Genomic DNA, 12839 nt, shown 5'->3' with positions numbered 1-12839 from the left:
GCAACTTCGATGCTCGGCCTCGCCACAAATCGCTCTCGATTGCTTAGTCGGATTGGATGTTGGTTCTTGTGGGGCCACAGGCTGTCGGTAATGCAAGGACCAGGTCATACCCCGGCGAACAGTGGTGCACAGCGAAACAATCGGGTCTGCGCTTAATCGACTGTTCAATCAAATGTTGTCCGACGAACGAGAGTAAAAGAGCCTCCGCAGAAAAGCGTTGTTATCGATAGGCTTGATTGGATAGCTACGCTGTAGGGCAATGTACGAGACGCCGTGGAAATCGGGATGAGTGTGAGGTTGGCTCTCAATGTGGGCGGCGACGCCGAGCGAGGTCAGATTGAAATCAGTGCGCGCGCAACTCTTGGTGGGACTCGTTTTAGTCCTTGGCCTAGCGACGTTGATCGCCGGGTATGGGATTTTCCGAAGTGCGTTGGAAGAAGCAAATGAACTTTTCGACTACGAACTTCGCTCCATCGCACTCTCTCTGCCGCCGTCGGTTGCTGCCACTGAATTGGTAACCCAGCCGGACAAAGACGTCGAAGGGCTGGATGACGAGCGAGTCGTCATCCAAATCTGGGATACACAAGGGAAAGAAATCTACCGTTCGGTTCCAAGCGCACAGTTTCCATTGCAGAAAACCGGCTTTCACTCGATAGAAATCGGCGAGAAGCACTTTCGCGTGTTTGGGGTACAACAATCGTCTCGATTTGTGCAGCTTGCGCAACCGACTTTTGTCCGGGATGAGCTGGCATTGAAGCTTGCTTCTCGAACGCTGTGGCCCTTGTTGGCCGTGCTTCCTTTTGAGATAGCCTTCGTCCTACTTATCGTGAGACGGGCTCTGCGCCCCGTGAATACTCTATCAAAGACCCTCGCTGCACGCTCCGTCGAAACATTGCAACCGATTGAAAAGGATAGTGCGGTGCCGACCGAGGTCCAGCCGCTCGTCGACGCCTTGAACGGGATGCTCATACGGTTACGGGGAGCGCTACAAAGTCAGCGCGTGTTCGTCGCTGACGCCGCGCATGAGTTGCGAACGCCGCTAACAGCACTCAAACTTCAGATTCAGGCCGCTCGGCGCGATGGAGCCGTGTCGTCGGATCCTTCCTGGCTTCAGCGGCTAGAGGAGCGAGTAAACCGCGCAATTCACTTGGTGCAACAGCTTCTCGCGCTAGCGCGAGAGGACGCGGAGTTTACCGCGCGAGAGGGAACGGTTGATCTGGCAATCATCGCGTCGCACGTGATCGGCGAACTGTCAATTTTGGCGGAGGACAGGAAAATCGATCTCGGATTGGAATGCGTCGGCGTAGCGCGGCCGAACGATAGAATAATTATTCGTGGTGACGAAAATTCACTGACCACGCTGCTTACCAATCTAGTCGACAACGCGCTTCGCTACGCGGGTGCTGGTGGGCGAGTGGATGTGCGGGTTATTGTAAATTCGGGCACGGCTGCGGTCGAGGTAATCGACGATGGCCCGGGAATTCCACCAAGCGAGTTAGAGCGCGTTCTGGATCGCTTTTATCGCGCCGCGAACACGACCGGGCAAGGGAGCGGGCTAGGCTTGGCGATTGCAGCTAAGATAGCCGCAAAGCACGGCGCATCCTTTGAAATACAGAACCGTACTGATCGCAAAGGCCTACGTGTGCGTGTGAGCGGCCTCGCGTTGGCCACTCAAGTCTAATTTTGTTTGAGGAAACCGTTTGAAGTATGGTCAGGTTCAACGGAGCCGACAACAGCCGCAATCGGACAAAATAACAAACTGGCTTAACCGGCGCGGCACCTGAGTAACGAAGCACTGTCTTGTCTTCATTCGGTAGGCGAAGAAAGTAGCGTTACCGGAATCCCTTGGCAGTCTTGGATGACTGCAACCTGTACCCGAGACCCCGTGAGCAATTTTCCTAGAAGTTTGAGGTCGGCTTGTGTCTCGACATCGGTGTGCAGAATGTTGATGGGCCAAGACGCGCGGAACAGTCGTTCACGTACGAGTGACCCGAGCCAAAGAGGCGTGGTCGGTCCATTGTTTCCATCGTCTATCACATACCCGCTCGGCCAAAAGCGCAGCACGTCTCGCTCATCGCGCGTCGCGCCTGGGCGAACGAATACCAACGACGACAGCACCCCGTTATTTAGTCGAGGCAACACCGGCAGCGCCATGGCAGACGCGTGGGGTGAAGCCAGGGAAAGCAGACTGTGCGTGGAAAGGTCGATACCTTCGATCCAGCCCTGCGAGCGCAGTTGGCTTACCAGCGTCGCGAGACCCGTGGACCACTGGATGGACAACGGCTCTTTTTGGTCGCCATCCATATCGGAGCGATAGCACGGTAGCCGCTTCCATAGCGAGTTCGTCCATTGCATTTGCGTACCCAACACCAACGTTGCCCTCCGCATGCCATCTACATGCCCCGGCGGCTGGTTGCCCATGATTTGAAGGACAACGCTGCAACATAGAACCGCAAGCATCGTGGCCGGTAAGAATCCGCGTGAGGCAGGCGCTGTCGGTTGCTGCCACGCGACCGTCAACGCAACAATCGAGACCCAGACTGCTGCGAGCGCAGCGCCTGCGATAGCGTCGGAAAACCAGAAGCGACCGAAGTACAGTCCAGTGAGCGCGACTACGACGACGATGACAGCGCTTGTCGTTGCGATGATGAGACTTGTCAATGAGCCAACCCTTCGCGCGACAAAAAACACGAGAAAACCGTACACAATGACCACGGCCGCAACATGATTGCTAGGGAACGCATACGTGTCTGATGGGAGCGAACCTGGCGGAACGCGATGTACGCCGAACTGGATAGCAAACACGAGCAGTTGTGAAAAAAATATTGCACTTAACCAGTAGCCGAGAGCACGCCAATGCCGTTCCCACAGCATCCACAGTGCCGCCGTTACCGCGAGCGCCACCAAAGTGCCTACGCTGCCTAAGGTTGCACAATCAGACAACACGATATCGCCCCATGGCGTGCGTATCGATTGCATAAAGTGGTAGACGGACGCGTCAACTCGCAGCAGCGGGTCACCGCTGACTACGTCTTGTAAAACGCCGAAGAACACCCACGCCGAGGCGACCACCAGCACTGACGCCGAGACAATTACGCCGATAGCAGGTCGGTCGGGGTTAAACGTCCGCAGTGCAATACGGCCGACTATCCCTTTGCGGCGACGAGCCCAAGAAGACAGGGCGAGACGTGCCTGCCTCGCCCAACTCGCAGCATGCGACAGAGCGAATCGCACGACGCGAGCAGTCAACCATACGATGCCCGCCAAGAGCATGAGCATGATCACGAGACGGAATGACACCGCGCCCGCTACCTGGACGGATGCTCCGAAAACCACCCCCGGCAGAATGTGTGCAGGTGCCCAGAGTAGGGCCGACAGGACGTTGACAGAATAGAAACGAAGCGGTGACATGCCCAACATGCCCGCAACTACAGGGACAATCGCCCGCAGCGGACCGATGAAGCGCGCGAACACGATACTTTTCGCGCCATGTTTTGCGAAGAACTTTTGCCCTGCGTCGAGTACCTGCGGATGAGTGCGGAAGGGCCACAACTGGACAATCGTAGCCTTGTAACGGCGACCCAGCCAATAGCTGAGGCCGTCGCCTCCTACCGCGCCAGCGATGGCGCATGCGAATAACCAGCCGAGATTCAGGGACCCCGTGCCAACAAGCGCACCAGCTAGGAACATCGCGGTGCTGCCCGGTATGAAGGTTCCAATAACGGCAATGGCTTCGAGAAATGCAGCTAGGAAGACGACCGCAAGCGTCCAACCCGGATGCCCGGCGAGCACGTGCAACAAGTGGACATATGCATGCTCCATCCGAATTTCTCCTTCGTCGTGCGTTATGCGTGTCCTGCCGGTGGACAGGTAACGGGAACAGTCGAAACTGTTTAGCCGGAGCGAGCAACATCGGTCGCGAAAATTCCGGGGGGCATCGCGGTATCAGTCACGGACTTGACCTGAGAGGCTGAAAATAGCGCGCACGAAATCCACCGTCGATATTCTCAAGTATCAATTGCCCACCCGAGCGCCGCGCAATCTCCGACACAATGCAAAGACCCAACCCGCTTCCTGATGTACCGAAAGCATTCAGCCGATAGAACGGCTCCAACACGCGCTTGAGTTGATCATTCGGAATGCCTGGACCAGAGTCGACGATTTCAAATGTCACGTCCGCACCTGAGCGAATCACGGAGACGTCCACCTTTCCACCGGTCGGCGTGTATCGCACGGCGTTGTCAATTAAGTTCCTCAGGACCACGGAAACAGAAGTTATCTCGATGACGATATCGGCGTCATCGATGCGCTCTACGCCCAAGTCAATATCTTTCGCACGGGCGAGCGAGATATTCGCATTGATAGCGTCGGTCACCAAGCCACGGGGCGACGCGACGGTCGGCTGTTCCAGTGCGCCCTGTTCGGACCTCGCCAACGCGAGTAACTGTTCCACCAATCGATGCGTACGACGCAACCCGGATTGAAACGCCAAGAGCCTTTGGCGCGCATCCGGCGATGTAATCGTGCTCTCGAGATTGCCAGCCTGAAGTGATAGCGCAGCGAGCGGTGAACGTAGCTCGTGTGCGGCACTGGCGACAAATCGGCGCTGGTGGCCGATGGCATCTCTTAACCGCTCGATAAGACTGTTTATCGAGTTCACGAAGGGCAAGATTTCCTTGGCGATGTTCGCGTCCGGCAGCGGTTCGAGCGATGCATGGGTTTGCTGGTCAACGACAGTTGCAAGTCGTGTAAGCGGCGATAGCTTCGAGCGGACTATCACCATGACGACGAGCATGAGCACCGGAAGCAGAAGCAGGACGGGAACGAGCGTTCTCATCGCCCCGTCGCGCGCGATCTCATCACGCAACGTGGAAGGTTCTGCAACCGCGATTCGCGCCCCGGTTTGAAGTGTTCGAATGTTAACGCGCCAGTCCCTTTCTTCGCTGCGAAAATCGTGAAAGCCGTCCGCTAATTTAGGGTCAACGGCTGGCGTGGCGGTCGGCACAACACGTGAGCTCCCCTCGGTTAGCCTACTTATAACCACCCTGACATCAGCGTCGAGCGGGCTCCGGAGGGACGCTTGTGAGCCTGAGAAAGTCAGGGTGCGGTTGTCGATGAGGGCAGCTATTTGACTGAGTTGACCATCCTGAAGAGCTCTGGCTTCCTGAAACGCGAAGGCGAAGGAGAGCCCGCAGGCAACAATACCTACTGCGACAATTACTGCGCCAATCCCAGCCGATAGTTGCAAGCTTAGTGATTGTCTTCTTTGTCCACCAGCCATCCCACACCTCGTATATTGCGAATTACTGATGAGCCGAGCTTTTTGCGAATTCCGTGTATCAAAACCTCGATAGCATTGCTTTCGACCTGTGCTTCCCACGGATAAACTTTTTGCTCCAACTGACTTCGCGATAGAACCGTGCCCGGACGATTTAGCAAAGCTCCCATTAAGGCAAACTCACGACCGGTGAGCCTGCACTCGGTATCTCCGTAGACCGCCATGTGGGTTGCCGCGTCGACCATGAGTTTTCCGCTCCGCATCGCGTTGTCGCCATGGTCACCCAGCCTGCGCGAAACCGCACGCAACCGCGCGAGTAGTTCGCTAATCTCAAACGGCTTGCTCACATAGTCGTCAGCGCCAGCGTCGAGACCGGCAATCCTGTCGGCGAGAGCGTCGCGTGCGGTCAGGATAATAACGGGCGCTTTATTTTTCTCGGCTCTCAAGGAGCGAAGGACATCGAGACCGTCCCGCTTTGGCAGATTGAGGTCCAACAAGACGGCATCGTGCTCTTTGCTCATCAACGCACCGCTCGCCGATTCCCCGTCATTTACCCAGTCCACAGCATAAGCCGCATCTTTCAGCGCCTGAACAATTGCACTACCAATCATTTCGTCGTCTTCTACGAGAAGTATTCTCATGCGTCTCACCGGATTCTCTGTCGGCCGTAAGTCAAAGCTAAGTTTCGAGGACTAGGCTCGCGTGCATTGTCCTCGGCGGATGTACTGCGTGTCCCACCTTGAATCTCATAGTAGGTTGGAAAGATTGTTTCCCGCAACCGGGGGGATACGATGCTGTTCATTTTCGCCCGCGGGTTTCTTGCTTCTGACATCGGCTCTGTTGATGAGCGGATGCCAGGCGTACGCTCCCAGAGCGCTTCCGGAGTCGGTTCAATGGTCAGATGAGCTAGCGGTATCGGAAAGGCCGCTGACCCTAGACGAAGTAGTCCGGCTGGCCCTGGCGAATAGTCCAGATGTCCTTCGAGGTAAACAGGATCTCGCGATAGCGTCTGCTAAAGCGTATGCGGATGGTCTGCCACCAGACCCAACGCTTAGCTTCAGCATGGACCGCCCTGGGGCGGCCGGCTACATCCCTGGTTTTATGGTCGGACTCAGCTATGAAATGTCTGCACTTGTCGCGCTACCTGCGAAGAAACACGCTGCCGAAGTCGCCGTTGAAAAGCAGCAGCTAGCCCTTGACTGGATCAAATGGCAGGTCGCCAATCATGCGTACGCGCTATATGTGACCAATGTCGGCCTCGAGCGGGTCGAAAACGAGGTGGGTCTGCTGTCGGCCCGTCAGAAGGACGTCGCAGAAAGGATGCGAGCCGCGCTTGGACGTGGCCACGTGACACGAGACACTACGGTGCTGGCTGAGTCAGCCTACCATGAGAGCGTGCAGCAGCTCGATACGCTTCAGCAAGAACATCTCAAATCGGGTCAGGAACTCACGAGGCTGCTCGGCCTGCGCCCGGAGACACAGTTGACACTGGTGTCCCTGTCAGATGAGCCTGATGGTGTCCCGCCAGAAGCTGTTTCGCGCGGGCTCGCCGAACTCGGACGGCGCCGACCGGACCTTCTGGCGCTAAGGGCGGCTTACGTTGAACAGGACGAGCGATATCGCGAAGCGCTTCTCGGGCAATTCCCGCGGCTGGACATCGGTGTTACGCGAGGAAGAGACACGTCTCGTATCTACACCTCAGGACTGACCGTCTCCGTAACGCTGCCCTTATTTAACGGCAACCGTGGAAGCATTGCGCTCGAAAAGGCGACGCGCGGGAGTCTTTACGAGGAATACACGCAGCGACTTCGTGATGCTTACGCTGCTGTCAATGGCATCAGCTCCCAACTGAACCTCCTCGATAACCAACTTAGGAGCGCTCGTTCCCTGGAGACCGTGCTCCAAGCGTCGGTGACGGCGGCCCGCGCTGAACACGATGCTGGCGACATGACATTACCGGTGTTTGCAGACCAAGAGTCGAGACTGCTGCTCCAACGCATCGCGACAGCAAAGCTCGCCAACGCGGTCTTTCAACAACAGGTTGAGCTGTGCACCCTAATCGGGGTGAGTGCCATTGACCACCAGCCGCTTCAGTAGGTCCTCTATGAAACCCGCTCGGTTGTTCGCCATTGTAGTTCTGGTCGGTGCGACTGCAGCCGTCGACATTCGCGTCTCTGCCGAAGACGTCGTAACGATGCCCGCGACGCAGAAGCGCATCGTAGCCACCGTATCCGCGCCCGCGCGCGTGCAAGCCGTAGCCAATGCGGTGTTGAGCGCTCCTGCCCCGGGCGTCGTCTCCGGTCTGCGCGTTCTACCCGGCGAAGAAGTCCGCTCCGGTCAATCGGTCGCTCGTTTGAGCGGCCCAACAGTATCTGGAGAGCGAGCGCGACTCGCCGGTGAAGTGACTTCCGCTCAAGTGCGAGTGTCCACTGCAACACAAAGCGCCGCGATTGAACGTCAGAAGTTCGACGAGCAACTCAGCACGCGCGACGCGCTCGCACGGACCAACGGCGAACTCGAGATGGCGCGCCAACAATTGATCGCCGCGCAGACCGCCGCTCGAAGCTATAGCGGGCTTGTCACGATTGTTTCACCAGAGGCCGGGACGGTGATGGCGGTCGGGGCTGCAGATGGACAATATGTCAGTGCGGGCCAACCCCTCGTAACCATGGCGCCGTCGAGGGGACTCTATGTGGTGACAAACCTGTATGGAGGCGATGCGGGGTTGGTCACGGTTGGACAGAGGGGCACATTCGTGTCGGAAGGGGCTTCCTCGCCGGTAGCCGTGGTCGTGCAGCGCGTGACCCCGAGCGTCACTTCGACCGGCCAGATGGACGTCTGGTTAAGTCCTTCGTCAGGAGGCCACGTTGTTGCGGGAGCGGTCGGCTCCGTGTCTTTAACCGTATCGGAGGATATGCGGCTCGCCGTGCCTACATCGGCGCTTGTGCTCGATGGTGGTCGATGGTGGGTGTTGCTTCACGACAAGGCCGGAAATCAGCGTCGGTCGGTGATTCCGGGGCCAGCGAACGGCGGATGGACGGCAATTGAGAAGGGCCTTTCGCCGGGCGAGCGGGTAGTAACGCAGGACGCTTATCTTCTCTTCCATAAAGACTTTGCAACACACTACCAACAAGCCGACTGATGACTTTTGACGGAAACAATGCGCTCGACAACATCGTCAAGCGGCCGCTTCTCTGGGTCATGCTTTACGCCGCACTGATTGGTTATGGCGTGTACGCACTGGTCAATATTCACGCCGAGGTCCTGCCGCAATTCAACCTGCCCCAGGTGAGCATCATTGCCCAATTGCCTGGTGCAACGACCCTCGACCTGGAGGGTTTGATAGCGAAGCCCATTGAGGCCGAGTTGACTTCGCTCCAGTCGCTCAGTGACGTACGCACGGTCGTTGGTCAAGGTTCAGTCAAGATTGAAGCGCGTTTCACGGAAGGCACGGTAGCGGCAAGCGCATTGCAGGAAGTCAATGGCGTTGTCGGACGCATAGCTGCCTCGCTGCCGAAAGGGGCAAGCCTCTCGACCGAAATTTCCGGCAACGCGATAAATGAAGTGGCCGACTATGCCGTTCAGATTCCAGACGGCATGGATGCTTCTCAAGTACAGCGGGTCATCGAATCAAACCTCGCTCCGCGTATTCGTGCCATTGCGGGAGTGCAGCGAGTCTCGGTATCGGGTCCTGGTGCGGACGTAATTTGGATACGTCCGCACCTCGCGGCACTGCAGCGTTTCAACGTGTCCGCAACGGCACTCGCCGCATCGCTAGAGTCCAATGCGGCAATGGTGCCAAGCGGATACCTCGAGGCGGGCCACCAGGATGTCTTCATCGAGGGGAGAAACCTTCCTACGAATCCTGCCGACTACGGCGGGGTAACTGTGCCGGTTACCGGTGGCGCCGTCCCCCTGCGAGCGCTTGCCGACATCGTGCGTTTAGCGCCCCCATCGCATCATTCGGTCAAGCTCGACAACAAGCCGACCGTCGCATTGATTGTGTTTAAGCAGCCGGGTGCCTCGACAATGCCGGTCGTCGACGAGGTCGACAAGGCGCTGCATGAACTCGAGCCTCAGTTGCCCGGTGGGGCGCGCTTCGTGCGCATCTACAGCCAGGGACACATCGTCGGTGTGGTCGCCGCCGATTTGAGCAGGAATCTCGCCATTGGCGCTGTACTTGCCGTTACGGTCCTGTTCTGGATGCTCGGAGCGAGTCGCGGGATATGGGCGCTCGCGTTGAGCATTCCGCTCTCGCTTTTGCTGGGTATCGCAGGGCTTTATCTGGCGGGGCAAACACTGAATTTGCTGACGTTCGGCGCCTTATCGGTAGCAGTGGGCTTACTCGCCGACGATGCCATCATTGTGCTGGAGAGCATCTACCATCGTTGGGAGGCCGGTGACGGTCGATGGGAGGGCGTTGCGCGCGGCTTGCGTGATATTGCGGGTCCTGACATCTCCGGGACGATAACAACCGTCGCAGTGTTCCTGCCGCTTGCATTCGTTGGCGGTCTGGCGGGACTGTTCTTTGTGCCGTTCTCTCTGGCAATGACGGTGAGCCTGATTGCGTCGCTGCTCATTTCGCTAAGCCTGATTCCGCTCGCGCTGGGATTCATCGGGCCTCGCGTCGAGAAGCGCGCAACGTCGGGCTCGCGCGCGGTCGGGTGGCTCAAGAGCCAGAACTTGCGCCTATTCGAATTTGCTCTGCGTCGCCCACAGGTTTCGCTCTGGACCTGCGTGGCTATCTTCGCGCTCTCGATTGCTGGACTTGTGCTGGTTCCGGTGGATTTCCTGCCGCTCCCGAACGAGGCAGTGCTGCTCGAGAGTTTTACCTTGCCGCCGGGAACGTCCTTGCATGATGCTCAAGATGCAGCAGACCGCATCGCTCAGCGATTGCTCGGGCTCGAAGCCGTGGCGCATGTGTTTTCGCGCGTGGGCTCTGCATCAGGGACTTCGTACACGGAGCCCGCGTACGCTGGGGAGATTCAGATTGCGCTGAAGCCGAATGTCAATGCGAGCAGTCTCGACAAAATCGGTCAGCAGGTACTGGAAGCTTCGAAGCTTCCTGCCGTACAGACCGCGATTGGAACGCCGACTCTCGAGCGTGTGGGTGAAACGCTTTCCGGATTGCCCCAGCCATTCGTCATTGATGTGTACGGCGATTCCGTCACAACCCTGCGGTCGGTCTCATCAGAAGTCACGCGTCGGCTGTCTGGTGTGCCCAACCTCTCCGACGTCTTCAACAACGACGGCTATCCCATTACCGAGTTGCAAATCACGCCCAGGCCGAGCGGTCTTGCGCTCCATGGCATCACGCCCGCACAGCTGTTCTCACAGTTGCACGTCTTGCTGGCCGGTCAGACAGTTTCTACGGTTCCGGAAGGCAATGGTCACCTTGACGTATTTGTGAGACTGGCCGACCCGACGCACTTGTCCGTCGAACAGCTCAAGCGGATTCCGGTCATGGCCAGCGGGTGGGTTGCCTTGAGCGACGTGGCCGACGTCCATATGGCGACTGGGCCCAATGTCATCAGGCATCTGAACGGGCTACGCGCGATCGAGATTCTCGCGATGCCCACCGCCCCGCTCGGACAGGTGATTTCAGCTTCCAAACAAGCACTCTCGACGCTCTCCTTGCCGGCAGGCTACGAAGTAAAGTTCGGCGGCCTGTACCCGCAACTCGAACGCGCCGCGCTAAATGTAGGCGTGGCGGCAATTGTTGCGCTGGTGCTTATGCTGGGCATCCTGACGCTGCAATTCGACGGTCTACTGGTGCCGGGCCTGCTGTTGCTGCAAATGCCACTGGCGTTCTCAGGAGGAGCAATCGCCTTGGTGGTCAGCGGTGTCGGCCTTAACGCCATAGGCTTGATTGCCTTCCTCACCCTGATTGGGGTGAGCTTGAACCATGGCATTGTGTTGCTGCAATTGGTGAAGCGAAACGAAGCGCAGGGACTATCTGTGGTCGACGCCGTGCGCGACGCGGTTGAAGTTCGCTTCAGGCCGATTCTCCTGACGGTTTTAACTGCATCATTGGGCTTGCTGCCGACCGCACTCGGCTTCGGCCAGGGCGCGGCTCCCGAGCAAGGGTTAGCCATCGTTACGCTGGGTGGGCTTGTCTGGAGTGGTTTGCTCAGTACAAACCTGCTGCCTGCTCTTTATGTGTACAGGCGCGAGAAGCAGAGCCATAAGGTATCCTAGATTTTTGTCTAACGAGGAGCATCGCCTAATATCATTGGCGACGTTTCACACCAGGTTTACTCTGGCGTGCGACTACGCTGCCGTCGAACCGGACAATCCCAGAACCGAGAAAAGATGCAGACCGATTCCAAGCTTCACACTGGCACGCTCAGCCAAATTCCCCGTGGCATATGGATGCTCGGGTTCGTCAGCATGTTCATGGACATATCGTGGGAAATCATTCACAGCTTGCTGCCGATGTTCCTGGTGACGAGCCTGGGTGCGAGCGCCATGATGGTGGGCCTGATTGAAGGCGTAGCGGAGGCGACGACGCCCATCGTGAAAACTTTTTCCGGTGTGCTGAGCGACTACCTCGGCAATCGGAAATGGCTCGCAGTCATCGGTTACGGCATGGGCGCGTTAAGCAAGCCCCTGTTCGCGCTCGCGCCAACCGCTGGCTTCGTCCTGACCGCACGCGTTGCGGACCGAATCGGAAAGGGTGTGAGAGGGGCGCCGCGCGATGCGCTCGTGGCCGATATCACGCCTTCCCATCTGCGAGGCGCCGCATACGGCCTTCGCCAGTCACTCGACACCGTCGGCGCATTCCTCGGGCCGTTGCTTGCAGTCGTATTGATGCTGCTGTGGGCCGACAACTTTCGTCTCGTGTTCTGGGTCGCCGTGATTCCCGGCCTCATTGCGGTGGCTCTGCTGATAATCGGTATCAAGGAACCGACGCATCATACGACCGCAAAGCGCGTCAACCCGCTAAAGCTCGACAACCTGAAGCAGTTGACTCGTCAGTACTGGTGGGTGGTGTTCATCGGTGCCGCGTTCGCGCTCGCACGGTTTAGTGAAGCATTCCTTGTCCTGCGCGCGATGCAGGGCGGCGTCCCAGTGGCGCTAGTGCCGCTTGTCATGGTGGCGATGAACCTGGTATATGCAGCGTCGGCTTATCCATTTGGGAAATTGGCTGATTCCATGAGTCACACCAAACTGCTCGCTATCGGTCTTGTGGTGCTCATTGCTGCGGATGTCGTGCTGGCGCACGGCAGCCATTGGTCAGTCATATTACTGGGTGTCACGCTGTGGGGCTTGCACATGGGGTTGACGCAAGGTCTTCTCGCAACCATGGTTGCTCATTCGGCCCCTGCGAACCTGAAAGGCACTGCATTCGGCTTCTTCAACCTGATGAGCGGCCTAGCGATATTGATTGCAAGCGTCGTTGCAGGCGAACTGTGGGACCGCATGGGTGCGGCGGCAACTTTCTACGCCGGAGCGGGTTTTTGTTTGTTGACGCTGTGCGTCCTGGCTATCGGCACGGGGCTTCGGGAAAACAATGCCGTCTAGCGGAATACGATACAGACCGTGCGCCTTATTTGGCGCT

General features: G+C 57.9%; 8 protein-coding genes. 5 read left to right on the top strand and 3 right to left on the bottom strand.

Annotated elements, in window-relative coordinates:
- Positions 1–346: 346 nt before the first annotated feature.
- The gene (locus tag ACSQ8V_RS38670) at positions 347–1681 is read left to right on the top strand and encodes an ATP-binding protein (protein ID WP_436209569.1); all 1335 of its coding nucleotides are present in this window, start codon (positions 347–349) and stop codon (positions 1679–1681) included.
- A 125-nt stretch (positions 1682–1806) separates the two neighbouring features.
- Here the strand turns inward: ACSQ8V_RS38670 and ACSQ8V_RS38665 are convergent, their stop codons facing one another.
- The 3 genes from ACSQ8V_RS38665 to ACSQ8V_RS38655 form a co-directional block, all read right to left on the bottom strand.
- Entirely contained in the window at positions 1807–3822 is a 2016-nt protein-coding gene (locus tag ACSQ8V_RS38665; RefSeq protein WP_436209401.1) for a VTT domain-containing protein, read from the bottom strand.
- 127 nt (positions 3823–3949) lie between these two features.
- Positions 3950–5281: a sensor histidine kinase gene (locus ACSQ8V_RS38660; protein ID WP_436209400.1), complete on the bottom strand. Its 1332-nt coding sequence runs from the start codon at positions 5279–5281 to the stop codon at positions 3950–3952.
- Positions 5251–5919 (bottom strand): response regulator, encoded by a 669-nt coding sequence (locus ACSQ8V_RS38655; protein ID WP_436209399.1) that lies wholly within the window; start codon positions 5917–5919, stop codon positions 5251–5253. Before ACSQ8V_RS38655 ends, ACSQ8V_RS38660 begins: the two co-directional genes overlap by 31 nt.
- A 481-nt stretch (positions 5920–6400) precedes the next feature.
- Between ACSQ8V_RS38655 and ACSQ8V_RS38650 the strand changes: the two genes are divergently transcribed.
- From ACSQ8V_RS38650 to ACSQ8V_RS38635, 4 genes are all read left to right on the top strand, one after another.
- Positions 6401–7375, top strand: a complete 975-nt coding sequence (locus tag ACSQ8V_RS38650; protein ID WP_436209398.1) for a TolC family protein — start codon at positions 6401–6403, stop codon at positions 7373–7375.
- Between the two features lie 7 nt (positions 7376–7382).
- Positions 7383–8420 carry an efflux RND transporter periplasmic adaptor subunit gene (locus ACSQ8V_RS38645; RefSeq protein ID WP_436209397.1) on the top strand — a complete coding sequence of 346 codons (1038 nt, stop codon included), beginning with the start codon at positions 7383–7385 and terminating at the stop codon, positions 8418–8420.
- A complete protein-coding gene (locus ACSQ8V_RS38640) occupies positions 8420–11476 on the top strand; it encodes an efflux RND transporter permease subunit (RefSeq protein WP_436209396.1) in 3057 nt (1018 codons plus the stop codon). Before ACSQ8V_RS38645 ends, ACSQ8V_RS38640 begins: the two co-directional genes overlap by 1 nt.
- A gap of 114 nt (positions 11477–11590) precedes the next feature.
- The gene (locus tag ACSQ8V_RS38635) at positions 11591–12802 is read left to right on the top strand and encodes an MFS transporter (RefSeq protein WP_436209395.1); all 1212 of its coding nucleotides are present in this window, start codon (positions 11591–11593) and stop codon (positions 12800–12802) included.
- Positions 12803–12839: the final 37 nt, after the last annotated feature.

Source organism: Caballeronia sp. LjRoot31, from assembly GCF_964253885.1.
Taxonomy (GTDB): domain Bacteria; phylum Pseudomonadota; class Gammaproteobacteria; order Burkholderiales; family Burkholderiaceae; genus Caballeronia.
The sequence above is the reverse complement of the archived record's forward strand: the minus strand, read 5'-3'. Positions and strand labels throughout refer to the sequence as shown.